This is a genomic window from Salegentibacter echinorum (genome assembly GCF_900129445.1).
In the GTDB taxonomy this organism is placed as follows: domain Bacteria; phylum Bacteroidota; class Bacteroidia; order Flavobacteriales; family Flavobacteriaceae; genus Salegentibacter; species Salegentibacter echinorum.
In genome coordinates this window covers 1-24921 of sequence record NZ_FQVT01000019.1, presented here as the reverse complement: position 1 = coordinate 24921, position 24921 = coordinate 1, and the positions used below count along the sequence as shown (strand labels likewise).

Genomic DNA, 24921 nt, shown 5'->3' with positions numbered 1-24921 from the left:
TAAGTGTTGAATTTTTATTCAGCTGAATTATTCCGAAGAGATAATTTAAACAGGGCAACCCTTAACAAAATAAATCATCAAACTGAAACATTTTACAAAATTGAAAAACGGCGATATTACCAAATTAGCTTTAGATTGAATACCTGAAAAATTGCACGAAAATATAGAATTTTAACGTTTTTCTGTTTAGAGAAATTTGATTTACGATTCAGGATTAGTCTTTTCATCTTTCAAATCTTTCCCCGCTACGTGATCGGCGTGGTACGCATTACGCTTCCCCATAGGTTTATCTTCGCCTATTGTGGTGTCTCTCCTGGTTTGATGCTCCATTTCGCTGTTAATTTCTGCACCTATAAGCACGATAAATGCAGAGATAAATAACCAGAGTAATAAAATAATTACCGCTGCAAAACTGCCGTAAACTTTATCATAACTCCCAAAATTATCCACATACCAGGAAAAAAGCATGGAGCCTGCAAGCCATAGAACCGTGCTTAGTACCGCACCCCAGGAGAGCCATCGGGTCTCAGGATCATCCCTGTCTGGCGCTTTCTTGTAGAGCATTCCCATGCCAAATACAAATAGCGCAGCGATTACAATCCATCTTATCCAGCCAATAAAAGATTCCATCGCCTGCGAAATATTTAGCCGGTCGATAAAAGCGGGATAAAATACTAGAACCAAAATACAAAGCACAAATAAGAGAATCGCACCAATAGTAAATATAAAAGTGAGTCCGGTTTTTTTAATAAAGCCGCGTTTATCTTTTTCATCATATGCGATATTTATACCTTCAAATAGAGCAGAAGTGCCTTTATTTGCACTCCAAAGGCTTATAAGAATGCTAAGTAAAAGGCTCCATCCTATTGTAGATTCGGGCTGTTTAAGAAGGGGTTCTAAAATTCCTGTTATTAGATCATAAGCGGTAGCCGGTAGAATATTACTTAAAACGCTAAAATGTTCCCTTATTGTTGCAGGCTCAATAACGAGGGAGTAGATATTAACCATTGCCAAAATTGCGGGGAACAGAGCCATAAAAAAATAGAATGCCACCCCGGCAGAAACAATTTGAATGTTATCATCTGAAATTTGTGAAATGGTTCGTTTTCCAATATCAATCCAACCTTTGGCCGGAATTTCACTTGGTTTTTCTGCCTCGTGCCCTCTGGAATTTTTATTCTTACTCATATTCTAAATTTTTATCTGGAAAAATAGAATTGAAATATAATAAGATTATCTCAAAAGCTCATCAGGCATGAGGAGGTGTGAGGGAGAATTTTAGAAAAGATTATGAGACTTTAACTTAACCAATAATCATCCCGGCAATGGTAGCGGAAAGCAAAGAAGCTATAGTACCACCAATTAGGGCTTTCATGCCAAATTCAGAAAGTGTCTTGCGTTGCCCGGGAGCCAGGGAACCAATGCCACCAATTTGAATACCAATAGAAGCAAAGTTTGCGAATCCGCACAACATATAGGTTGCCATAATAACCGATTTTTCGTAATTAAGACTAAGTGCGTTCGCGGTATTTTTGAGTTCGGCTAATTGCACGTATCCTACAAATTCACTGGCCGCCAGTTTAATTCCCAGCAACTGTCCCATAAGCATCATGTCTTCTTTTGCGACTCCAATTAACCACATAAGTGGTGAAAAGATAATTCCTAAAATAGATTCTAGCGAGAAACCAGCATAAGGGGTGTGCTGAGCTAAAAGTGCATTAAGCCCAGTCCAGGAGCCGGTCCAGTTTAAAATGTAATTAATCATTGCAATAAAAGCGATGAAAACCAAAAGCATAGCTGCAACATTCGCGGCCAGTTTTAGTCCTTCGGTGGTTCCATTTGCGATAGCATCCAGGATATTCGAACCAATTTTTTCTGAAGAAACTTCTACATCGGTATCTACCGGTCTTTGCTGCGGATATAAAATTTTGGAAACCACGATCGCTCCCGGTGCTGCCATTACCGATGCCGCGAGAAGGTGTTTTGCAAACTCCAGCCTAAGTTGGGGATCGTCGCCGCCTAAAAACCCAATATAAGCCGCCAGTACGCCACCGGCTACGGTTGCCATACCGCCAATCATTACCAGTAAGATTTCAGAACGCGTCATTCGCTCCAAATAAGCTTTAATCATTAGCGGAGCTTCAGTTTGTCCCAGGAAAATATTTCCAGCCACACTTAAACTTTCGGGGCCCGAAATACCGAGTAATTTACTCAGCACCCACGCCATCCCCCGCACTATTACCTGTATTACACCCAGGTAAAATAAAACGGAAGTCAATGCTGAAAAGAAAATAATAGTAGGTAACACCTGAAACAAGAAAATAAAACCGTAGCTATCAACATCCATCATGCTTCCCAGTAAAAATTCACTTCCGGCTGCAGTAAAATCTAAAATAAGTACAAAGATTTGTCCTACAAACTCGAAAACATTTTGCACTGCGGTAATCCTTAGAACACCAATAGCAAGCAATAATTGGGCGGCGAGCCCTATCCCCACGGTTTTCCAATTTATAGCTTTTCGGTTACTGCTAAAGAGGAAGGCGATTATCAGTAAACTAAACATTCCTAAAACTCCTCTTGATACGCTATTAAAGGAAATGCCACTGCTGGGAATCATGGTTTTAGCCATAGGAGCGGGAATTACCTCTTTGCCATCGTTAAAATCTTTGGTTATAAAAGCAAATTTATTTTTGCCTTGTGAGAGTACCATGCTAGAATCTGTAAGAGCCGAGACTCTATAATTTGCAGTGCTATCTTTAGGGGTATTATAAAAGAATAACAGCACCTTGTTTTGATAAATATAGTCACCTTCTGCCAGTGTATCCCGGTCATTGCTTAAGCTAAAGGTTCCTTCTTTTAAATCTAAGGTATTGTTATAAAATATAGAATTATCATCAAGCTTATTAAGGGTTTCGCTTGGTTCCCAGGTTTTTGAGATAGTTTGAGAAAAGCATTGGGTTACACTCGCAAGAACCAAAATTAGACAAAGCCAGGCTTTATTCATAAATAAAATATATTAGCGTTTGGATATTTCATCCCTTATGCGCGCTGCTTTTTCATAATCTTCGTCCTTTACGGCCTGGGAAAGTAGTTTCTTTAGCTCCTGTAGCGAAAGCTTTTGGTAATTAGAATCATCAGATTTAATATCAATATCGTCGGGAAGTAGTTCTTCTGCAATAATTTCTTCCTCCTGTTTAGCGGTAGTAGCTTTTCCCTGTTCATCACCTTTTAAGAAAATTCCTGCTTTTTCCAGGATATTCTTATAGGTAAAAATTGGAGCTTCAAACCTTAAAGCAAGAGCAATAGCGTCACTGGTACGGGCATCAATAATTTCTTCAATTTTATCACGCTCACAGATTAGGCTACTATAAAAGACACCATCAACCAGTTTATGAATAATTACCTGTTTAACGGTGATTTCAAACCTATCAGAAAAATTCTTAAATAAATCATGGGTTAAGGGACGAGGCGGTTTGATCTCCTTTTCTAAGGCAATGGCAATAGATTGTGCTTCAAAAGCACCAATAACTATAGGTAATTTACGTTCTCCGCCCACTTCGCTCAAAATTAAAGCGTAGGCCCCATTTTGGGTTTGACTATAAGAAATTCCTTTAATATTAAGGCGCACTAAACTCATATCTCATCAATTGAAAAAGGCTGTCTAAGTAGGACTTTTTACCTTTTTAGACAGCCCTTTTAAGGGGTGCAAGTTATAAAAATTATGCGTTCTTCGCCTTAAATTCTTTTAGTTTTTCGTTCAATTTGGGTACAATCTCAAAGGCATCGCCTACCACGCCATAGTCTGCGGCTTTAAAGAATGGCGCTTCTGGATCGTTATTAATCACCACTTTAGTTTTCGCAGCATTAATACCCGCCAGGTGTTGAATTGCTCCCGAAATTCCAACGGCGATATAGAGGTTGGAAGCTACCGGTTTACCGGTTTGCCCCACGTGTTCACTGTGAGGTCTCCAGCCCATATCACTAACCGGTTTGGAGCAGGCTGTAGCTGCACCAAGAATATCGGCCATCTCTTCGATCATTCCCCAGTTTTCCGGACCTTTAAGTCCGCGGCCACCAGAAACAACTATTTCGGCATCGGCGATAGTTACTTTATCTTTAGCTTTATCTACAGATTCTACATTTACTGAGAAATCCCCGTCTTTCAATTCAGGAGAAAAGTCTTCCGTAGTAGCTTCTGTCTCGTTTTCCTTTAATCCAAAAGCATTTTGAGAAAGCCCCACTATTTTTACTTCCGTAGTAATTTTTGTAAAATTGAATGCTTTGTTGGTGAAAGCGCTTCGTTTTACGGTAAAAGGATCGGTGCTTTCTGGGGTGTCCACTACGTTAGAGGCGTAACCGGCATCCAGGTGAACAGCCAATAATGGTGCAAGGTATTTGCTATTTGCACTTTGGCTTAACACAACAACTTTGCTGTCTTCTTTTTGAGCAACCTGGCTTACGGCATCGGCATAAGCTTCAGCATTAAATTTACCTAATTTGTCATTTTGGATATTTAACACTTTGCTAACTCCATATTTGCCAAGTTCTGAAGCATTGTTAGCATTAAAACTAACCGCAGTTACTTCACCGCCCATTTTCTCGGCTACTTCTTTGGCGTAAGAAGCAACTTCAAAGGCGGCCTTTTTAAACTTGCCGTCTTCGGTTTCTGTATATATTAAAACTGACATATTGTATTTTTTAATTCATTTCCGCATAAGCGGAAGTTTTATTTATTTTTTACAGACCTCACAGGTTTCGAAAACCTGTGAGGCCTTATTATTATATTGCTTTGGCTTCGTTATGTAGTAGGTCTATTAGCTCATCTAGATTTTCTGGATCTACTAATTTAACTTCTCCTTTAGGAGCCGGTTTTTCGAACTTCACAGCTTCGGTTTGGGTAGCAACTTCTTCGGGTTCTACCACATTTAAAGGTTTTTTACGAGCCTGCATAATACCACGCATATTGGGTATTTTAAGGTCGCTTTCTTCTACAAGACCTTTTTGACCACCAATAACAAGGGGTAATGAGGCGGTTAAACTTTCTTTACCACCATCAATCTCGCGAACGGCTTTTGCGGTATCGCCATCAATCTCCAGGCTAATACAGGTATTTATAAAGTTTGCATCTAAAAGTGCAGCAAGCATTCCCGGTACCATACCGCCATTGTAATCAATAGACTCCCGGCCGGCTATGATAAGGTCATAGTCACCATCTTTAGCAACTTTTGCCAGCTGTTGTGCCACCTGGAAGCCATCTTTGGCAGGAGTATCTACCCTTATTGCATTGTCTGCTCCAATGGCCAGTGCTTTTCTCAACGTAGGTTCAGTTTCTTTTTCGCCTACATTTACAACATCTACGCTGGCGCCTTGTTTTTCTTTAAACCACATCGCGCGGGTAAGTCCAAATTCATCATTTGGATTAATAACAAAGTTTACACCGTTGGTATCGAATTTCGAATCCCCGTCTGTAAAATTGATTTTTGATGTAGTGTCAGGTACATGACTAATACATACTAATATCTTCATTCTATGATTTTTTAATTTATAACGATTTCGTTCACGAAGTTACATAATTTAAATCAAAAATTGCTATGCATGCATAACAAACTTTAAGTTTTTAGGCTTCAATATGATGCTTTATTCTTAGGAAATTGGTGAATAGGTTTGAAAATAATAACTTTTTTGGTTTTTACCTGCTTTATTTTTATTCAATAAAAAGTAAAAATTACTTTAAATAATGGGTGGGTAAATTTTTGTTGTTTATTAGTGGTTTAAACTTTATTGAATTAGTATTTTTGTGTTTTCAAGATATATTAAATAGCATAGCATATAATGAAGACAATTCAATTTAGGGAAGCCGTTCAACAAGCGATGAGCGAAGAGATGCGAAAAGACGAGTCTATTTATTTAATGGGCGAGGAAGTAGCAGAATACAATGGTGCTTATAAAGCTTCTAAAGGCATGTTGGACGAGTTTGGTCCAGATCGTGTAATAGATACCCCAATTGCCGAACTTGGGTTTTCTGGAATAGGGGTAGGTTCTGCCATGAATGGCAATAGACCAATTATTGAATTTATGACCTTTAATTTCTCTTTAGTTGGAATAGACCAGATTATAAACAATGCCTCCAAAATGCGGCAAATGAGTGGTGGTCAATTTAATATTCCAATAGTCTTTAGAGGGCCAACTGCTTCGGCTGGACAACTTGGAGCAACGCACTCGCAGGCTTTTGAGAGCTGGTATGCAAATTGCCCGGGACTTAAAGTGATTGTGCCTTCTAATCCTTATGATGCCAAAGGCTTGCTTAAAGCTGCAATACGTGATGATGATCCTGTTATCTTTATGGAAAGTGAACAAATGTATGGTGATAAAGGGGAAGTGCCAGAAGATGAATATGTATTAGAAATTGGAAAAGCCGATATTAAAAGGGAAGGTACCGATGTTACTATTGTTTCCTTCGGAAAAATTATTAAGGAAGCTTATAAAGCAGCCGATGAATTGGCCGAAAAAGATATTTCTTGTGAAATTATAGATCTAAGAACTATTCGACCAATGGATCACGATACTATTATCGAATCGGTTAAGAAAACCAACAGGTTGGTTATTCTGGAAGAGGCCTGGCCTTTTGGAAATGTTTCTACAGAAATTACTTACCAGGTGCAATCTAAAGCATTCGATTATTTAGATGCCCCAATTGTAAAGATAAATACCGCCGATACTCCGGCGCCTTATTCTCCTGTATTGCTTAAAGAGTGGTTGCCAAATAGCGACGATGTTAAAAAAGCTGTAAAACAGGTAATGTATATTGATTAAAGGAGAAATCCTTATACTTTTGAAACTTCATTAGGCCGAGGTCTAATGAAGTTTTTTTTGCTCTAAACCGATGATAAAACCTGTTTTCTTAAGTCTATTTTGCCTGTTATTTTGCTCAATGCTCTTTGCGCAAACTAAAGTAGGAGGTAAGATAAAAGACTCCAATGGGGAGGTGCTTCCCTTTGTAAATGTGATATTTAATAAATCTACCGAGGGGACCACTTCTAATGAAAACGGTAAATTTTATTTGCAGAGTGATGCCAGTTATTCTGAATTAAAAGTTTCTTTTTTGGGTTATAAGACGAAGATTATCCCGCTTCAGGAGAAAGTAAATTTAGAAATGGAAATTGTTTTGCAGGAGGAAGCAGAATCACTGGGGGAAGTGCGTATTGTGCGTGGAAAAACTTCCAAAAAGAATAACCCCGCGATAGATATCCTTCGAAAAATTTGGGAAAATAAACGTTCCAATGGGGTTTCTGCCTTTAAACAATATCAATACCGAAAGTATGAAAAACTGGAATTTGATCTCAATGAAATAGATAGTACGGTTATTGAAAACCCCATATTTAACGGGATGGAATTTATTTTTGAATATGCCGATACCAATAAATTTTCGGGGAGCACTTATTTGCCTGTTTTTATAAACGAATCTGTCTATAAGGTTTATGGCGATAATGAAATGAACCAGAAGCGAGAAGATCTGGTAGGAAATAAAAACTCGGGATTTGAGCAAAATCAGAATTTGATAGCGGCGGTAAAAGGAATTTACGATGAGTACAATGTTTACAATAACTACATAAAAGTATTCGATAAGAGTTTTGTGAGTCCGCTTTCTACCACCGGGATTAACAATTACAATTATGTGCTTAGCGATAGTGCTTATATAGATGATAAATGGTGTTACAATATTATATATTACCCGCGCCGGGAAAATGAGCTTACTTTTAAGGGTGATTTTTGGGTTAACGATACCACCTGGGCGGTAAAAGATATTAACCTGGAAGCTTCCAGAGATGCTAATATAAATTGGGTAAACGATCTTTATATAGAGCAGGAATTTAAAGTGCTTAACGATTCCTTATTTTTAATGACCAGGGATTATTTTCAGGCCAACTTTACTCTGTTTAAGAAGGAAGATGCGCGAGGGGTTTATGCAAAACGAACCCAGGTTTTTGATGAATACAAGTTTAACGAAAAAAAAGACAGGAGTTTTTATACTAAACGCCAGTACAATTTTAATGAAGATGTTTATTCTAGAGATCAGGATTTTTGGGCAGAGAACCGCCTGGAGAAATTAAATGATGAAGAGGAGGGGATTTATACGATGTTGGATAGTCTAACCAATGTCTCTGCTTTTAATAGAATATATGATATAGCTACTTTTTTTGAATCTGGCTACGTAGAGTTTAATGGATGGGATTTTGGCCCAGCTTATTCGATGTTCGATTATAATGAAGTTGAAGGTTTTAGATTGCGGCTTGGAGCTCGCACCTATTTTGGCCAACACGATCCCTGGCGAATTGAAGGCTATGTTGCCTATGGATTTAGGGATGAAACCTATAAATATGGCATTTCTGGAAAATGGCTTTTAGATCCCAAATCCAGGCTTATTATTTCTGGAGGAAGGAGAAATGATATTGAACAACTGGGTTCCAGTCTCACCAATTCTACCGATGTTTTAGGTAGAAGCCTCGCTTCCTCTGGCCTGGTAAGTGTAGGCGATAATAATAAATTGAGTAACCTGGAGCTTTCCACATTCAATTTGTCTATTAATCCCTGGTATAATTTTAAATTCCGAATAGGTGCTTCCTACCGCGAAATTAGTTCGGCTTCGCCAGAGTTTAGTTTAGATTATTATACCAATGAAAGTCGAACCACCACGGCCTCAACCATAAAACAAGCTGAAATTTCTACCATGCTCACCTATACCCCCGGGCGTGAAACAACCGGTTTTGGAGTGGAGCGAAGTGTGAACAATGAAGATGAGTTTCCCACGTTTTTTGTAAATTATAGTTTGGGCTTAAAGAACGTGTTAAACAGTGATTTTGATTATAAAAAATTACAGTTCTTTTACAATCAGCCGTTATTAATAGGAGGTTTTGGACGCGCCACTGCCAGTTTAGAAGCAGGAAAAACTTTTGGAGAAGTACCACTGGGACTGTTAAATGTAGTGCCGGGAAACCAAACGTTCTTTGCGATGTACAATTCGTTTCCCGTACTCGATTTTTACGAATTTGTGACCGATACTTATGTTTCAGCACATTTTAACCACAACTTCAACGGAAGGTTTTTTGCTCGTATTCCCCTGTTAAGGGAGCTTAATTTGCGGGAATTAGTAGGGGTAAGGGCCGTTTGGGGAGAGATTTCCGAAGAAAATAAAAGATTGGATGCATCGGGGTTAACCCTGCGCGCACCTAGTAAAGAACCATACTTTGAATATAATGTGGGTGTAGGTAATATATTGAGGTTTTTAAGTTTTAAAGCACATTTTAGAGGGAATTATCGCAATATCCCAGACTCCAGAAATTTTGCGTTTACCGCTGCTTTCGGATTTCATTTTTAAAGCGGGGTTTTAAATCCTAATTTCACTATATTTGCCGCCCTTAATTGTGAAAAATAAAAGAAGATGTCAGATACTTTTGATGTATTAATAGAAATCCCAAAGGGGAGTAGAAACAAATATGAGTACGATTTTGAATTGAAGAAAGTTCGTTACGATAGAATGATTTTCTCTTCAATGATGTACCCCGCAGATTACGGGTTTATACCAGATACCCTTGCGCAAGACAGTGATCCTTTAGATGTTTTGGTGTTGGTGAGCGAGCCTACTTTTCCCGGTGTGGTAATGGAAGTGAAGCCAATTGGTGTTTTCCACATGGCCGATGAAAAAGGGCCGGATGAAAAAATTATTTGTGTTCCGGTATCAGATCCTATTTGGAACCGGTTAAACGACCTAAAGGAATTAAACGGACATATGATTAAAGAAATTGAGCATTTCTTTAAGGTATATAAAGATCTGGAAAAAAAGAAAGTAGATGTAGGTGGCTGGGGCGATGCTTCTGATGCCAGGAAAATTATCAAGGAATGTGTGCAGCGTTTTGAAGAATTTGACGGCGATAAGGGTCAGTTTGGAATTAATCCGCATTAAATAATAATCGTAATTAATTTTTTCTGAAAAAAAATCTTGCGATAAGGATAAAATCAATATCCGTAAATAGTAGTATCGTTTATAAAATTTTATTCTGTCTTAAATCCAGGACAATAAGTACTTACTAAAAAGAACTCATAGTTTTTGAAGCTTTTGAGGTCAAATTTAGATTTTCTTAATTTTATAAGAAAAAATACTGATAAAAAATAAATATAAAAAAGCAATAATCTTAAAAGGTTATTGCTTTTTTATTTGTTATTGATTTCACTAAATTAGCTGTATTAACTAAAACTTAACAATTAATATGGAGTCAATAATGATTTATGTGCCGGCAATCCTTGCAGTTCTGGGATTGCTTTTTATGTGGGCTAAAAGATCCTGGGTGATGAAACAGGATGCAGGGGACGGAAAGATGAAAGAAATTTCTTCTCACATCTACGAAGGCGCCCTTGCCTTTTTAAATGCAGAGTATAGGTTGTTAAGTTTGTTTGTGGTTGGAGCCAGCATTGCTTTGGCTGCCATCGCTTATGTAGTCCCTACTACGCATTATCTTATTATTGTAGCTTTTATATTTGGAGCTTTTTTCTCTGCCCTGGCCGGAAATATGGGGATGAAAATTGCCACACAAACTAATGTACGTACAACTCAAGCAGCAAGAAGTTCTCTGCCACAAGCTTTAAAAGTATCCTTTGGCGGTGGTACGGTTATGGGACTTGGCGTAGCAGGATTGGCAGTTTTGGGCCTAACCGTATTCTTTATCCTTTTTTATCAATATTTTATGGGTGGGGAATGGACCAATACTAATCAAATGACGGTAGTCCTGGAGACGCTTGCCGGTTTTTCACTGGGCGCAGAATCTATTGCCCTTTTTGCCCGTGTAGGAGGGGGAATTTATACAAAAGCGGCCGATGTTGGTGCCGACCTGGTTGGAAAAGTAGAAGCAGGAATTCCTGAAGATGACCCCAGAAACCCGGCAACTATCGCCGATAATGTGGGAGATAATGTAGGGGATGTTGCAGGAATGGGAGCCGATCTCTTCGGAAGTTATGTAGCCACCGTTCTCGCCGCCATGGTATTAGGAAATTATATTATTGAGGATATGGGCGGTAATATCGTGGAAGAAGGTTTCGGCGGAATTGGCCCTATTTTATTACCTATGGCTATTGCCGGTGCCGGGATTATTATTTCCATAATAGGAACAATGCTGGTGAAAATTAGTAGTAATTCGGCCAAAGAAGCCGAAGTCCAAAAAGCCTTGAACATTGGAAACTGGACGGCCATAATCCTGGTTGCGATTTCCAGTTATTTTCTCGTAATCTGGATGCTGCCAAAAGAAACGCTTACTATGGGCTTCTTTGTTGGCGGTGCCGAAGGTTTTGAATATATGAATATAAATTCCATTAGGGTATTTTATGCCTGTTTGGTAGGGATTGTTGTTGGTGGTGTAATTTCAGCGGTGACCGAATTTTACACAGGCCTTGGTAAAAAACCGGTCCTCTCTATTGTGCAAAATTCCAGTACCGGTGCGGGTACCAATATAATTGCCGGTCTTGCTACAGGGATGATTTCCACCTTTCTCTCTGTATTATTGTTTGCTTTGGCTATTTGGGCATCTTATGCTTTCGCAGGATTTTATGGTGTTGCTTTGGCTGCTTCGGCAATGATGGCTACCACCGCGATGCAATTGGCCATAGATGCTTTTGGACCAATTGCCGATAATGCCGGATGAATTGCTGAAATGAGCGAACTCCCTGCAGAGGTTAGGGAGCGTACAGATATTTTAGATTCCGTAGGAAATACTACCGCGGCTACCGGGAAAGGATTTGCCATTGCTTCAGCAGCATTGACTTCCCTCGCGCTTTTTGCGGCTTACGTAACCTTTACGGGAATCGACGGAATTAATATTTTTAAAGCTCCGGTTTTAGCGATGTTGTTTATTGGGGGAATGGTCCCGGTTGTTTTTTCGGCATTAGCAATGAAATCTGTGGGAAAAGCGGCCATGAAAATGGTAGAGGAAGTTAGACGACAGTTTAAAAACATTCCCGGGATTATGGAAGGCAAGGCTAAACCACAATACGATAAATGTGTAGAGATTTCTACCCAGGCGGCCTTAAAAGAGATGTTATTGCCCGGGGTACTTACTATAGGTTTTCCAATCGCGATCGCGTTACTTCCTATGTTATTTGGTTATGAAAATGTGCTTATTGCTGAAATGCTTGGTGGTTATATGGCCGGGGTAACGGTAAGCGGAGTACTTTGGGCAATCTTTCAAAATAATGCCGGCGGTGCCTGGGACAACGCCAAGAAATCCTTTGAAGCCGGGGTAATGATTAATGGGGAAATGACCTATAAAGGTTCTGAAGCTCACAAGGCCGCAGTAACCGGCGATACCGTTGGTGATCCTTTTAAGGATACCTCTGGACCTTCTATGAATATCTTAATTAAACTTACCTGTTTAATTGGATTGGTAATCGCGCCTATTCTTGGCGGGCATACCACCGCGGCAACAGAAGAAACCTCTGTGGATATTGAGAATATTTCCTCTGAAGATTTGTCAGAAAGTTTCCAGGTAAATATGACTTCGGAAGATGGTGAAACCCAGGCTAAAGTGAGGATAACCACCACGAGAAAAGGCGAAACCAAAGTGCAACAAAAAACTTTTATTGGTACTAAAGCTCAAGTAGAAGCACAAATACAGGAATTAAGGGAAAAGAGGTAAAAGTAATTTTGTTTCTTTAAGTAAAGGCTCACGACATTTAGCATTTCTGCAAGGATTATAAACCTTTGCAGCTTGGGATATCCTACAGGGTCTTTCTTCGGCCTTGTAGGTATAATTCTGTCTGCCGAACTTGTTTTTTAGCATCCTTGCAATCCTGCCCGCCGTTAAGACAAAAAGTAGGACAACTGGCTTTTTATGCACTCACACTAATAATTTGTCCGTTAACTTTTCCTTTTACGCTTTTTACATAAGCATTAATTACTTTGTCCATCGGTACTGGATTATGACCAGGAAAAACGTCCTTATATTTTTCATAGGCATCCTCTACCATATCTGAAGAAACTGCATTTATTCTCAAATTGTTTTCCATTTCCAAAACTACCGCTTTTACAAAACTGTGAATGCCACCGTTTACCATTGCTGCACTCGTTGTTTGGGCTACTGGTTCATCTGCCAAAATGCCTGTGGTAAGCGTAATTGAACCTTTTGGGTTTAAAAATTCCTTTCCAATTCTTACAAGATTTACTTGCCCCATAAGTTTACTTTTTAAACCAATATAATAATCGTCTTCGGTTAGTTCGTCAAAATAAGCCCATTTAGCTTCTCCAGCAATACAAATAATTGCATCTAACTTTCCTGTTTTCTCAAACATTTTTCTAATCGAATTACTATCGGCAAGATCTAAAGTTACATCTCCGCTTGTTCGACCTGCGATTAAAACTTCATTGTCTTTTTTAAAGTGTGAAGAGACTTTTTTTCCTATCGTTCCATTTCCTCCTATTACTAAAATTTTCATATTATTTATTTTAAGTTAAACATTTATTTTTATAGCATTTGCGTTTTTCCTTTTGAAGAAGCAAAAGGGCATACGTAAGAATTATCAATCCTGAACCCGACCAACCTAATATGCCAAATACTTTTTTTATAGTTTGTTATATCGCGAAATATAGATGTATTAAATTAATTTTTTTTTAGATGATAAAGTTTATATATTCTTTAATTGTTTTTTCGTTTCTTTTTAAATAAGACCATTTTCCGTGTCTAGTAGAAATTAATAATCCGCATTTTTCCATATTGGTTAAATAGGTTGAAATCGTGGATTGAGAAAGTCCGGCTTTTTCTTGAATGTAAGTAACACAAACACCATCGTTAAAATGTTTCAATGTTTCATGTGGTGGAAAGTTTATTTCTGGTTTTTTTAGCCATTCCATTATTTGCACTCTGGTTTCATTAGACAAGCATTTTCCAATTTCTGTGGCTTTTCTCAAATTCATATTACAAATATATCTATAAATCTCGATATATGAAAATAAAAGGTGATTTTATTTGAAGCACGATGTTTTTTAACTTGTTGCCAAATTGGAATAACCCGCACTAAAAGCACATATTAATGATCTGAATTGTGCGCTTTAACAAAACTTCAACTTTAATAAGTCAATAATTCTTTAACTTTAGATAGATTAATTAATCACTAAAATTAAATATTATGGCTAAAGATCATGGATCATCAATTAAAAATGATGAACAGTACGAAGAATTACGAGATGAGGGAATGAGCAAATCTAAAGCGGCCCGAATCGCAAACGATCCCAAATCTGGTAAAAAAGGCGGAAAAGCCGATAAATATGAAGAAAGGACCAGGGAAGAACTTTATGAAAAAGCTCAGGAAATTGGCATTGAAGGAAGAAGCGATATGGATAAAGATGAGTTGATAAAAGCACTTAGAAACCACTAATATGAGATCTATTTGGAACGGCTCTATTAGCTTTGGCCTGGTTTCTATCCCGGTAAAATTATATTCGGCTTCAGAAAGCAGAAAACTGGATTTGGATATGCTAGATCGTCATGATAACGCGCGCATTCGGTATAAACGTATCAATGAAGATACAGGTAGGGAAGTAGAATGGAAGGATATTGTAAAGGGATATAGGAAGGAGGAGGATGAAGAATATACCGTCCTAGAAAAGGAGGATTTTGAAAATGCTAACCTCAAAAAAAGTAAAACCATAGATATTGAGGAATTTGTGGAAGAAGATGAGGTAGCCGATGTACTTTATAAAAAACCCTACTTTCTGGAACCGCAAAAAGAAGGCGGGAAATCTTACAATTTGTTGCGCAATGCATTAAAAAAGACTAAAAAACTGGGAGTAGCGACATTCGTAATGCGCCAAAAGGAGCATTTAAGTCTGGTTGGTGTTTTTGATAATGCCCTGGTTTTACACGTGATTAGATTTGCCGATGAAATAAGGGAAACAAAAGACTTAAAACTTCCAAAAACCAAAGTAGCAAAAAAAGAAGTAGATATGGCCGTTTCTTTAATCGATCAATATTCCACAAACTTTAAACCCGATAAATATAAAGATGTGTATAATGATCAATTAATGAAAATTATTGAATCCAAGAAGACCGGTAAAAAGCCAAAACCCCAAAAGTATGAGGATAAGCCAACCGAGGCTAAAGACCTTATGGCAAAATTGAAAGATAGCCTGGATAAAAAGAAAAAATCTAAAGCTTCCTAAAAATGAGCCTGGATGATTATTCTAAAAAGCGAAATTTTAAAAACACCCCTGAACCGGGCGCCGATTTCTCTACCGAAAATCGAGGTAGGTTTGTCATTCAGCGGCACGAAGCCAGTCATTTACACTATGACTTAAGGTTGGAGATGGATGGCGTTTTAAAAAGCTGGGCGGTACCCAAAGGACCGTCTATGAATCCTAAAGATAAACGCCTGGCTATCCAAACGGAAGATCACCCCGTAAAATACCTGCATTTTGAAGGTACAATCCCTAAAGGGAACTATGGTGCCGGAGAAATGCAAATATGGGATAACGGAACGTTTAACGCAGCTAAGAAAAACAATGATGATCTTTTACAGCAATGGAAAGATGGAAATTTAAAAATAGTATTTTCCGGAGAAAAAATAAAAGGAGAATTTGCCCTGGTAAAAACAAACCGGGGAGATAAAAAAAATCAATGGTTGCTTATTAAAAAGAAAGATAAAGCAGCTACCGAACTGGATTATGATGCCGAAGTTTTTGCGAAGAATAATTCAGAAAAGAAAGATGGTGGGAAAGTTAAGGAAATCAAGCTTTCAGAGTTTATAAAACCAATGTTGGCGACCACCGGTAAAAAGATTTTTAATGATCCCGGTTGGATTTATGAGCTAAAATGGGATGGCTATCGTGCCCTGGCAAACATAGAAAACAATGAAGTTGATCTTTATTCCCGGAATGGAGTTTCCTTTAATACCAGGTTCTCTAAACTGGTAAAAGATTTAGAAAGTATTGAAAACGATGTGATTTTAGATGGGGAGATTGTAGTCTTGAACAAAGATGGAATTCCGCAGTTTCAGGAACTGCAAAATTATACTCAAAAGACCCCGGGCAAGTTAGTATTTTATGTTTTTGATATGCTGTTTTTAAATGGGCATAGTATGTTAGACCTGGCGTTAACCGAGCGTAAAAGTTTAATTCCCGAGGTGATAGAAGGTTTGGATCATGTAAAATATTGTGATCATATTGAAGGGATGGGGACGGCTTTTTATAAAAAAGCCATTGAATCTGGAATGGAAGGAGTGATTGCCAAAAAGGCTAACGCGACCTACTCCCCGGGATATAGAAGCGAAAATTGGTTAAAAATTAAAGCAGAAAATAGCCGGGAAGTGATAATTTGCGGCTATACAACTTCTAAAGGAGCTGTTTTTGGTTCTTTAATTATGGGTGCCTACAAAAATGATGAATTAGAATATATTGGCAACTGCGGCACCGGATTTTCCAACGATGAACAGAAGAATCTGCTGAAGAAATTTAAGAGTAGAGAGCGAAAAACATCTCCATTTCCAAAGAAAATCAATTTAAAAGGTAGGGAACCGGTCTGGATGCGCCCCGATTTAATTGCTGAAGTTAAATTTTCAGAAATCACTAAAACCGGCAAATTGAGGCATCCGGTTTTTAAAGCGCTTCGGAAAGATAAAGAGGTTTCAGAAATTTTAGCCATCACAGATACTAAATCTAAAACTTCAGAAGCAAAGAAAGCTAAAAATACTTCCAGGAATAAATCGGGTGAAACTTTAGAAATTGATGGTGTTGAAGTACCGTTTACGAATTTAGGTAAAGTTTACTGGCCGGAATCTGATTTTAGGAAATATGACCTCATCGATTATTATATACAGGTTTCAGAAATAATGCTTCCTTATTTAAAAGACAGGCCACAAAATTTACACCGGCATCCTAATGGAATTACAAAAAAGGGTTTTTACCAAAAAGATAATGAAGGGAATTTGCCAAAATGGGTCACCACTAAAAAACTATATTCTGAATCGGCTGATAAAAAAATAGAATATTTGCTTTGCCAAAATGAAGCAACGCTATTGTATATGGCCAATTTGGGCTGTATAGAAATTAATCCCTGGAATTCTAAAATTGGAAGTTTAGAAAATCCAGATTATACGGTAATTGATTTAGATCCTTCAGAAAATAATTCTTTTAACGAGGTTATAGAAGTCGCCCAGGCCGCGAAAGAAGTGCTGGATTTGGCTAAAATAGAAGGATATTGCAAAACATCGGGTTCCAGTGGTTTGCATATTTACCTGCCACTCGCGGGTAACTATACTTATGATGAAGCCCGTGATTTTACTAAATTATTGTGCTATTATATTGCCGAAAAACTTCCAAAACTCACCAGTATGGATAGGGCAAAAAAGAAACGCAAGAACAAAATCTACCTGGATTATCTGCAAAACAGGCAGGGGCAAACCCTGGCTGCGGCATACTGTGCCAGGCCTAAACCCGGTGCCCCCGTTTCTGCGCCTTTGGCCTGGGAAGAAGTAAAAAGCGGACTCGAAATAAGAGATTTTAATATCAAAAATATGCCGCAACGTTTAACAGAAAACGGAGATTTGTTCCAGGGCGTTTTAGACGAAGGAATTCAAATAGAAAAGGCCATAGAAAGCCTAGAGAATTCCTGAAATAAAGATTGATTTTTTACTCGATAATCGAGATTTATCCCGATACCTTTTAGGCGCTAAGAGGCTTCCCTCGAAATCAAATTAATTATCTTCTGTAATACCTCGTGGGCTTGTCCCGGTGTAGTTTATTGGAAAACCTAAAGTTTAATTAAAAGATAGGAAAGGCAACCGCATAATTTCTATCTTGACGGGAAAGTAGTTTATATGAAGAAAAGAATACGCAAGCTTGCCGGCAGGTACAAACTTATAGATCAAATTTTAATCACACCATATCGTAGTTATGGCACGCCTTCCCGGCTTTATATTAAAGGTCGTGTATTGGATAATGAACCTTTAAAGATTGTAAAAGATGCTAATATTTTTAAAACCATAAAAACCACTTATAAGCAATTTGACACTTTTGAAATTCCCGATGCACAAGTAGATCTTAAATTGGAAGGCGGGGTGGAAAAAAGCGCAGTTACAGATGCGGAAGGCTATTTCGTTTTTGATACCGAAATTAAAAAGAATCTTTTACCCTATGTTGATGAAGAAGGTTGGCTGGATTATCAACTTTATTATAAAGGACCGCTGGGGAAAAAAACCGAATTATTGGAAGATCCTTTTACCGGCAGTTTTCTAATCCCAGATCCGGAAGCCGAATTTGGTGTAATTAGCGATATTGATGATACCATTTTACAAACCGGGGTTACTTCTTTTCTAAAATTGCGATTGCTAAAAAACTCTTTACTAACCAATGCTTATGATAGAATCCCGCTAAAAGGTGCTGCCGAATTTTACCAAAAATTACATAAAGGCAAAAATGGGAAACCAAATAATCCCTTGTTTTATTTAAGTAACAGCCCGTGGAATTTATATGAATATTTAAAGCTATTTTTAGATCATAACCATTTTCCCAAAGGTCCAATAATGCTAAGAAATTTTAGAACTCCTTTTGATGGCGCGATAAAACCAGAAAAGCCCCACAAGCAAAAAGAAATCACCAATATTTTAAAAAGTTATCCTTCCTTAAAATTCATATTAATTGGGGATAGTGGGGAACACGATGCTTCTATTTACACCGAGATTGCCGAACAATTTCCAGACAGGATTTTGGCTATTTATTTACGCAGCGTAAAGCACAAAAAACAAATGCGACGGGTGCGTAGTATTATCGATAATTTTGAGACGACCCCAATGCTTATGGTAGAATCTTCCCACGAAGCGGTTGAACACGCCAGGGAACACAATTTTATCTAAGTTAATGCACTGCGTGGAAAAGATCTAATCGTCAATGCTTTTTCCTACAGCTGTCTTTTGGCTTGCTACTGTTTTTCTGGGCATAGTTTGAAAAATATGGTCCCAGAGTGGGGAGGAAACGCCAAAAGCCCGATCTGGTTCTCTATAATGATGAATACTATGATGATGCCAAAGGGCTTTTAAAAAGTTATTAGGTACTTTAAACGCGTGTACCGAATAGTGAATAGCGAGGTAACCGGCATAGCCAATAAGAAATCCCGCTAAGAACCCAAAAACAAAATCCCCCAGTACTGCCCGGTAGATTATAAATAAAACGCTGGCAATGATTAGGCTCAACACAGGTGGCATGGCCAAACGAGATTTATCTTTGGGATAATCGTGATGCACCCCGTGCATGGTATAAGAAATCTTTTTCTTGCGTTCACTAGTTGCCGGGATATGATACAAATAGCGGTGCATTATATATTCTACAAAGGTGAAAAAGAAGAGTCCGGCAACAAAAAGCCCAATCATCATAGGGGTTTCAAAACCTTTTTCAATAATTCCATAATAGATTAAGGCTACGGCTATCACTCCAAAAATAATTAAAGGCAGGGAAATATGAGTATGGGTCAATTTTTCAAGAATAGGGTTGTCAAAAAGTTTTGGAGAACCCTTGTGCTTTGGTCTTTTAAGTTTTGTCGATTCCATCTTTTATCAATTTACATTCTATTATCAATCACTTTCCCGTATTTAGAAGCTATTTCTAAAATAGGCCGTGTATTTCGGCATCTATTCGGTTTATTATAGCTCCCAGGTCTTCCGGGTCATCTACAAAATTATTGTTATCTACATCTATAATTAATAAATTTCCTTTCTTGTAATTGTGAATCCAGGCTTCATATCGCTCATTTAGACGACTTAAATAATCTATGGAAATTGAATTTTCATAATCCCTACCACGTTTATGTATTTGCGATACCAGGTTGGGAATACTACTTCTTAGATAAATGAGTAAATCTGGCCCCTGTACTACGCTTTCCATAAGATCAAATAGCGAGCTGTAATTCTCAAAATCGCGATTGGTCATTAAACCCATCGCGTGTAAATTTGGTGCGAAAATATGAGCATCTTCATAAATGGTCCTATCCTGAATTATATCTTTTCCATCTTCCCTAATTTGGAGAATTTGTCTAAATCTATTGTTCAAAAAATAAATCTGAAGGTTAAATGACCAACGTTCCATTTTGTTGTAAAAATCTTCTAAATAAGGATTTTCCAAAACATCTTCATATTGAGCTTCCCAGTTATAATGTTTTGCCAGTAATTTGGTAAGCGTGGTTTTTCCCGCTCCTATATTTCCCGCAATCGCTACATGCATATAATTAAAAGTTAGTTAGGTTAGTTGCGCTAAAAATGGCGCAGATACAAAGATACAAGAATAAGTAAGCTCTTAAATTTTACATCTTCTCAAAATACTCATAATTTTTCAGATTTTAAAATATCGGTTTTTTTATGCTGAGCTTGGTTTAAACTAAGACAACTTTTTATCGCCAATCTACCCGGTTTATGGCTTAACTTAACGCTATATTATTACTGAAGTATAACGCAGTTAGAGCAGGTTTCTTATGTGGTTACTTTGATGAATTCCTGACTCTTGTCTCTTTACTCTTATCTCCTACAGAAGACCAATAGTGACTCTAAATCAATACAGCCACTTGTAGATTTCAGACGAAAGATAGCATTGTTCACATTTACTAAACATCCATAGGCAGTCTATAAAATCTGTGATCATATGAAATAGCAGTCCTATAAATACAAGTTTTATAACCTTGTGTTTAATAAAAATTACGCCTAGCATATAGACAAGAATAGCCCATTGGGAATGCAGGGGATGAAAGCCAATCCCGCAGCGATTGGCTTCGAAAATGGGAGTGGCAAATAAATGATCTAAATCTACCAACATCGTTGCCAGCAAAATTAACCAGTTCCTTTTCCAGTTTTTTTTATCGAACCACCAGGCAATAAATCCAATGGCTACAAAATGAAGAAAGTAGTGTGTAAAAGTTTGTAGCACGAATTATTGATTACGAGTTTTTATTGGTAGATTCTCTATTTTCTAATTTTTCGTTGTCTCTTAGAAGTCTGGACATTTTTCTTTCCAAATGAATATATCTAAAAACACCAACTATGATAAAAGCGATGCAAAAGATGAGCGCTAAATAACCCACCCACTGAATATGGTCATATTTTTTTATTTGTATTACCGTCAACCCACCAATGAGCAAGTATAAAGAAGCTTTTATATAAGAGAGTAGGGTGCGCTCATTTGCAAGCTTGGTACGTTGTAAAGCTAGATGTTCTCTAATAAGCCGTTCATCTATTTGCCTGCTTCTAAATGGATTCTTTAATTTAACTCTTCGCATATCTAATAAAATTCCAATTAATTAAAAAAGGCCAACTACAACCAACCTAAAAGATAACAAGAAATTTTATTCCCTGTAACTTTTAAATCTTATTAGTTAGCCTTTTCTATATAATTCAAGCCTTAAAAAAGACTTGAATACACCTTATTCATTAATATAAATGCTTCCATTTTATCTTTTCCAGGTTCTAATTAGACAAACTATGGCAAGTACAACCGGGAGCGGTAAAACTCTGGGTGCTCTCGTGCCAGGGAAAAGCTGCGTTGTATTTATTATTTTCCCAGTAAAATTCTCCTCGTTCCTTGGGGTTGTTTCCAATCTCATTCATCGTTTTAGCATCATATAGCCTGCCGTTTACCATGGTGTATATTACAGATTCTGAATTGCGAATATCTTCCAAAGGATTTTTTTCTAAAACAATTAAATCGGCTAATTTTCCTTCTTTCAAAGAGCCAATTTCACTACCCATTCCTATGTATTCGGCACCATTAATCGTGGCGGCTTTTAAGGCTTCCATATTGGTCATTCCTCCCATTTGCAGCAACCAAAGTTCCCAGTGAGCGCCAAGTCCCTGTAATTGCCCGTGCGCGCCTAAGTTAACTTTTACTCCAAGATCTGAAAGTTCTTTGGCGGTTTCTGAAACTAAAATAGGGCCGTTTTCATATTCTTCATCGGGAAGCTTCGTTCGGTGCCTGGATCTTGAATCTACAATTTGGCGTGGTGTAAAATTAAGCAAGCGCTCATTTTCCCATACATTATCTTTATCATAGAAATAATATTCGCCATTAATTCCGCCATAATTTACAATAAGCGTAGGAGTATAACCGGTATTACTGTTTCCCCAAAGCGTTTTTACATCCTTATAAACCGGTGCCACGGGGATATTGTGTTCAATACCGGTGTGTCCATCTACAATCATGTTCATATTGTGTAAAAAAGTACTGCCACCTTCAGGCACTACATTCATATCCAGATCTTTTGCAGCTTGCATGATTTGCTGGCGCTGCTCCCTCCGTGGCTGATTGTAGCTTTTTACCGAAGTAGCTCCAAAAGCTTTGGTCCTTCTTAAAGCCGATTTTGCATCTTCCAGATTATTGATTACCGCTTTAAAATCGCCTTCTGCCCCGTATAAAATAATCCCGGTGGAATAAATTCTTGGGCCCACCATTTCACCGGCTTTCACCATCTCGGCCATACTGAATATGTTTTCACTTAAAGCCGAAGGATCGTGCACCGTAGTTACCCCAAAAGCTAAATTGGTATATAAAGGCCAGTGTTTTTCGGGGGTTAAGCCATATCTGAAAGCGCCAATATGGGCGTGCGCATCTACCATACCGGGCATAATTGTTTTACCATCCAGGTCGTAAGTTTTAGCTTTCTTCGGAATATTTACTTCGGAAGCTTTACCTAGGGAAACAATTTTATTGCCCTTAATTACCATACTTCCATTTTCAATTACCTTATCGCCTTCCATAGTAATGATTCTGGCGTTGATGAAAGCAACTTGCCCTTCCGGAACATCGGTTTTTAACTTGAGTCCTATTTCCGTTCCTTCTTCAGTAACTTCAGCAATAGAATCTGGAGAGTTTTTTAGAAAAGTAAACCGCTCAGCTACGTTATTGGTAAAGTATTCATCACCCAGCGTCCAGTGCACCTTTTTGCTGTTATTGGACCAGTGGAGGTTCAAACCGGCGTCTTTGGTAATTTGTGTCACCGGAATACTTTTGGTGTTATTATCGAGATCTAAAGGCCTTCCTGTTAGTGTAAGCGGTGCCAAATAAGCCTGGTGTAAATGGCTAAATGCTACCCATTTATTATCGGGACTCGGTACTAAACGGTTGGCATGTTTGGAATTGATATGCGTTCGCTCGTCATTTCCGCTAAGGTCGATACTTTTTAAACTTTTTACCAGGCTTCCCATAAGTGCACCTCCCGTTTGAAAGAAAATGCGGGAATCGTCTTTGCTGTACATAGGGAAATCTCCCGAATCGTAAATTCTCTTTTTGTTTTTCCCCGTAGCGCTAATGGTATAGATTCCCGGTTTTTTACCAAAGGTTTGTCCCTGGTCGCTATTTCCTTTTTCTTTTACAAAAACAATATGCTCGCCGTTGTTGGAGAAAGCCGGATTTCTATATATTCCTTTCTCCTGGGTGAGTTTCTGTTTATTCCTGCCGTTAAGTCCTATTTTCATTAAAGCCCCCATTTTTTTGTCGTTCCAGGTTACGTAAACGAGTTCTTTCCCATCTGGAGAGAAGGCCGGCTCAAATTCAAAATCTTCACTTTTGGTAATACGGGTAGGTTTTCCGTTTGGTAAAGATTTTTTCCAAAGGTAACCTACTGCATTAAAAACCAGAACTTTCCCATTAGGCGAGGTTACCGCGTGACGAATCACTTTTGGATTGAATTCTTTTGAAAAAACCTGGTGATCTACCTGGTGAGTTTCTGCAATTTCTATGGTGTTCTCAACCTGAAACGGAATCACTTCCGCAGTGTAATCTTTAATATTTACTTTATTTATTTTTCCTTCGACCCAAAATACAATTTCGTTTCCGGAGGGCATCCAGCTAAATCCCGGGTAAACACCAAAAATAGCCCAGGCTTCTTGTTGATCTTTGCTCAAGCTATCATAAACAGGCCATTCTTCTCCAGTTTCCAAATCGTGGATATACAAAACCGATTTTGTTCTAACGCGTTTAATAAAAGCGAGTTTTTTACCATTTGGTGAAACCTGTGGTCTAGCAGCTCCACCGGGTCCACCCGTAATTGTTGTGTTTTCGCCGGTTTCAAAATCATACCTTTTTATAACGTAAATCTGTTTATTTGGATCTTTGTTATATTGAAACATTCCGCCGGGATACATGTCTTCGCTATAATACAGGTAGCGGCCATTTGGGGAAATACTGGGTTCATTTACGTCTTGCTGGTCGTTTTTACGTTCGGTAAGTTGCAACCCGCCTTCGCCGCCAATATGGTACAACCACATTTCGCCTGCACCTAAAGACCGGCCTGAAGTAAAGTGCTTCCTAGCTACGATGGCATTTCCATCTGGAGTCCAAACTGCGTTGTTCAATAAACGAAAACTTTCTTTAGTGAGTTGTTTTGCATTGTTTCCATTGTTATCCATAATCCAAATATTATCTCCACCACCGGCATCGCTGGTAAAAGAGATTTTAGAACCATTGGGGCTAAAACGCGGTTGAACTTCGTAGGCCATTCCACTCCTTAAAACCTCGGCCTTTCCTCCACTTACCGGCATTTTATAGATGTCGCCCAGCAGGTCGAAAACAATGGTTTTTCCATCGGGGGAAACATCCAGGTTCATCCAGGTGCCTTCATCGGTTTGGAGTGATACTTTGTTAATATTCCAATCTTTAGAATATGGATCGTTTACATCCCATTCTTTTTTTTCTTTTTCCTGGGAAGTTAAATTGAGAGTGGCCAATATAAAGAAAATGGCCAGAGAGAATCTTTGAAACATAGCGTGAATTTTAAGAGGCTAAATATACTATGAATTGCTTGAAAAGCATCATTGCGTAATTGTATATCCGTTTAGTGTCCACTTGCTGTAATGCTTGCTATTATTAGCCTGTCAAATATTTTGTCTCCAAAATATCTTCTGTTCAACTTATAT

19 protein-coding genes and 1 pseudogene are annotated in these 24921 nt (G+C 38.2%); 8 read left to right on the top strand and 12 right to left on the bottom strand.

Going from position 1 to position 24921, the window contains the following annotated elements; all coding sequences use genetic code 11:
• Positions 1–201: 201 nt before the first annotated feature.
• The 5 genes from BUA71_RS15885 to BUA71_RS15865 form a co-directional block, all read right to left on the bottom strand.
• Entirely contained in the window at positions 202–1188 is a 987-nt protein-coding gene (locus BUA71_RS15885) for a YihY/virulence factor BrkB family protein (protein WP_072881523.1), read from the bottom strand.
• A 115-nt stretch (positions 1189–1303) separates the two neighbouring features.
• Entirely contained in the window at positions 1304–3004 is a 1701-nt protein-coding gene (locus BUA71_RS15880; protein WP_072881522.1) for a NupC/NupG family nucleoside CNT transporter, read from the bottom strand.
• A 12-nt stretch (positions 3005–3016) separates the two neighbouring features.
• Complete coding sequence (locus BUA71_RS15875; protein ID WP_072881521.1) at positions 3017–3637, bottom strand: bifunctional nuclease family protein; 621 nt, start codon at positions 3635–3637, stop codon at positions 3017–3019.
• An 82-nt stretch (positions 3638–3719) separates the two neighbouring features.
• The gene (locus BUA71_RS15870) at positions 3720–4688 is read right to left on the bottom strand and encodes an electron transfer flavoprotein subunit alpha/FixB family protein (RefSeq protein WP_072881520.1); all 969 of its coding nucleotides are present in this window, start codon (positions 4686–4688) and stop codon (positions 3720–3722) included.
• Positions 4689–4779: 91 nt separating this feature from the next.
• A complete protein-coding gene (locus tag BUA71_RS15865) occupies positions 4780–5526 on the bottom strand; it encodes an electron transfer flavoprotein subunit beta/FixA family protein (RefSeq protein WP_072881519.1) in 747 nt (248 codons plus the stop codon).
• Between the two features lie 306 nt (positions 5527–5832).
• On the opposite strand from BUA71_RS15865, the gene BUA71_RS15860 reads away from it, so the two are divergent.
• From BUA71_RS15860 to BUA71_RS15845, 4 genes and pseudogenes are all read left to right on the top strand, one after another.
• Positions 5833–6813: a pyruvate dehydrogenase complex E1 component subunit beta gene (locus BUA71_RS15860; RefSeq protein WP_072881518.1), complete on the top strand. Its 981-nt coding sequence runs from the start codon at positions 5833–5835 to the stop codon at positions 6811–6813.
• Positions 6814–6883: 70 nt separating this feature from the next.
• A complete protein-coding gene (locus tag BUA71_RS15855) occupies positions 6884–9376 on the top strand; it encodes a DUF5686 and carboxypeptidase-like regulatory domain-containing protein (RefSeq protein ID WP_072881517.1) in 2493 nt (830 codons plus the stop codon).
• A 63-nt stretch (positions 9377–9439) separates the two neighbouring features.
• Positions 9440–9961, top strand: coding sequence for an inorganic diphosphatase (locus BUA71_RS15850; RefSeq protein ID WP_072881516.1), 522 nt, complete (start codon positions 9440–9442; stop codon positions 9959–9961).
• Between the two features lie 304 nt (positions 9962–10265).
• Positions 10266–12680: pseudogene (locus BUA71_RS15845) on the top strand (sodium-translocating pyrophosphatase).
• A gap of 193 nt (positions 12681–12873) precedes the next feature.
• Here the strand turns inward: BUA71_RS15845 and BUA71_RS15835 are convergent.
• Both BUA71_RS15835 and BUA71_RS15830 read right to left on the bottom strand, forming a co-directional pair.
• A complete protein-coding gene (locus BUA71_RS15835) occupies positions 12874–13476 on the bottom strand; it encodes a short chain dehydrogenase (RefSeq protein WP_072881514.1) in 603 nt (200 codons plus the stop codon).
• 175 nt (positions 13477–13651) lie between these two features.
• Complete coding sequence (locus BUA71_RS15830) at positions 13652–13954, bottom strand: ArsR/SmtB family transcription factor (RefSeq protein ID WP_072881512.1); 303 nt, start codon at positions 13952–13954, stop codon at positions 13652–13654.
• A 212-nt stretch (positions 13955–14166) separates the two neighbouring features.
• On the opposite strand from BUA71_RS15830, the gene BUA71_RS15825 reads away from it, so the two are divergent.
• The 4 genes from BUA71_RS15825 (at position 14167) to BUA71_RS15810 (ending at position 18885) form a co-directional block, all read left to right on the top strand.
• Entirely contained in the window at positions 14167–14415 is a 249-nt protein-coding gene (locus BUA71_RS15825) for a DUF7218 family protein (RefSeq protein WP_072881510.1), read from the top strand.
• A gap of 1 nt (position 14416) precedes the next feature.
• Entirely contained in the window at positions 14417–15199 is a 783-nt protein-coding gene (gene ku, locus BUA71_RS15820) for a non-homologous end joining protein Ku (RefSeq protein WP_072881508.1), read from the top strand.
• Positions 15200–15201: 2 nt separating this feature from the next.
• On the top strand, positions 15202–17646 hold the full coding sequence (ligD, locus tag BUA71_RS15815; RefSeq protein WP_072881506.1) for a DNA ligase D: 2445 nt from the start codon (positions 15202–15204) through the stop codon (positions 17644–17646).
• Between the two features lie 204 nt (positions 17647–17850).
• Entirely contained in the window at positions 17851–18885 is a 1035-nt protein-coding gene (locus tag BUA71_RS15810; protein ID WP_072881504.1) for an App1 family protein, read from the top strand.
• 24 nt (positions 18886–18909) lie between these two features.
• Here the strand turns inward: BUA71_RS15810 and BUA71_RS15805 are convergent, their stop codons facing one another.
• The 5 genes from BUA71_RS15805 to BUA71_RS15785 form a co-directional block, all read right to left on the bottom strand.
• Complete coding sequence (locus BUA71_RS15805; RefSeq protein WP_072881502.1) at positions 18910–19575, bottom strand: sterol desaturase family protein; 666 nt, start codon at positions 19573–19575, stop codon at positions 18910–18912.
• Between the two features lie 55 nt (positions 19576–19630).
• Positions 19631–20245: a deoxynucleoside kinase gene (locus BUA71_RS15800; RefSeq protein WP_072881500.1), complete on the bottom strand. Its 615-nt coding sequence runs from the start codon at positions 20243–20245 to the stop codon at positions 19631–19633.
• Between the two features lie 324 nt (positions 20246–20569).
• Positions 20570–20941 (bottom strand): DUF6122 family protein, encoded by a 372-nt coding sequence (locus tag BUA71_RS15795; protein ID WP_072881498.1) that lies wholly within the window; start codon positions 20939–20941, stop codon positions 20570–20572.
• Between the two features lie 10 nt (positions 20942–20951).
• Positions 20952–21290 (bottom strand): DUF202 domain-containing protein, encoded by a 339-nt coding sequence (locus BUA71_RS15790; protein WP_072881496.1) that lies wholly within the window; start codon positions 21288–21290, stop codon positions 20952–20954.
• Between the two features lie 187 nt (positions 21291–21477).
• Positions 21478–24768, bottom strand: a complete 3291-nt coding sequence (locus tag BUA71_RS15785; RefSeq protein WP_072881494.1) for an amidohydrolase family protein — start codon at positions 24766–24768, stop codon at positions 21478–21480.
• Positions 24769–24921: the final 153 nt, after the last annotated feature.

Excerpts from the sequence above, each read along its gene's own strand:
- BUA71_RS15885 (WP_072881523.1), bottom strand. The coding sequence starts at position 1,188 with ATGAGTAAGAATAAAAATTCCAGAGGGCACGAGGCAGAAAAACCAAGT.
- BUA71_RS15880 (WP_072881522.1), bottom strand. The coding sequence starts at position 3,004 with ATGAATAAAGCCTGGCTTTGTCTAATTTTGGTTCTTGCGAGTGTAACC.
- BUA71_RS15875 (WP_072881521.1), bottom strand. The coding sequence starts at position 3,637 with ATGAGTTTAGTGCGCCTTAATATTAAAGGAATTTCTTATAGTCAAACC.
- BUA71_RS15870 (WP_072881520.1), bottom strand. The coding sequence starts at position 4,688 with ATGTCAGTTTTAATATATACAGAAACCGAAGACGGCAAGTTTAAAAAG.
- BUA71_RS15865 (WP_072881519.1), bottom strand. The coding sequence starts at position 5,526 with ATGAAGATATTAGTATGTATTAGTCATGTACCTGACACTACATCAAAA.
- BUA71_RS15860 (WP_072881518.1), top strand. The coding sequence starts at position 5,833 with ATGAAGACAATTCAATTTAGGGAAGCCGTTCAACAAGCGATGAGCGAA.
- BUA71_RS15855 (WP_072881517.1), top strand. The coding sequence starts at position 6,884 with ATGATAAAACCTGTTTTCTTAAGTCTATTTTGCCTGTTATTTTGCTCA.
- BUA71_RS15850 (WP_072881516.1), top strand. The coding sequence starts at position 9,440 with ATGTCAGATACTTTTGATGTATTAATAGAAATCCCAAAGGGGAGTAGA.
- BUA71_RS15835 (WP_072881514.1), bottom strand. The coding sequence starts at position 13,476 with ATGAAAATTTTAGTAATAGGAGGAAATGGAACGATAGGAAAAAAAGTC.
- BUA71_RS15830 (WP_072881512.1), bottom strand. The coding sequence starts at position 13,954 with ATGAATTTGAGAAAAGCCACAGAAATTGGAAAATGCTTGTCTAATGAA.
- BUA71_RS15825 (WP_072881510.1), top strand. The coding sequence starts at position 14,167 with ATGGCTAAAGATCATGGATCATCAATTAAAAATGATGAACAGTACGAA.
- ku (WP_072881508.1), top strand. The coding sequence starts at position 14,417 with ATGAGATCTATTTGGAACGGCTCTATTAGCTTTGGCCTGGTTTCTATC.
- ligD (WP_072881506.1), top strand. The coding sequence starts at position 15,202 with ATGAGCCTGGATGATTATTCTAAAAAGCGAAATTTTAAAAACACCCCT.
- BUA71_RS15810 (WP_072881504.1), top strand. The coding sequence starts at position 17,851 with ATGAAGAAAAGAATACGCAAGCTTGCCGGCAGGTACAAACTTATAGAT.
- BUA71_RS15805 (WP_072881502.1), bottom strand. The coding sequence starts at position 19,575 with ATGGAATCGACAAAACTTAAAAGACCAAAGCACAAGGGTTCTCCAAAA.
- BUA71_RS15800 (WP_072881500.1), bottom strand. The coding sequence starts at position 20,245 with ATGCATGTAGCGATTGCGGGAAATATAGGAGCGGGAAAAACCACGCTT.
- BUA71_RS15790 (WP_072881496.1), bottom strand. The coding sequence starts at position 21,290 with ATGCGAAGAGTTAAATTAAAGAATCCATTTAGAAGCAGGCAAATAGAT.
- BUA71_RS15785 (WP_072881494.1), bottom strand. The coding sequence starts at position 24,768 with ATGTTTCAAAGATTCTCTCTGGCCATTTTCTTTATATTGGCCACTCTC.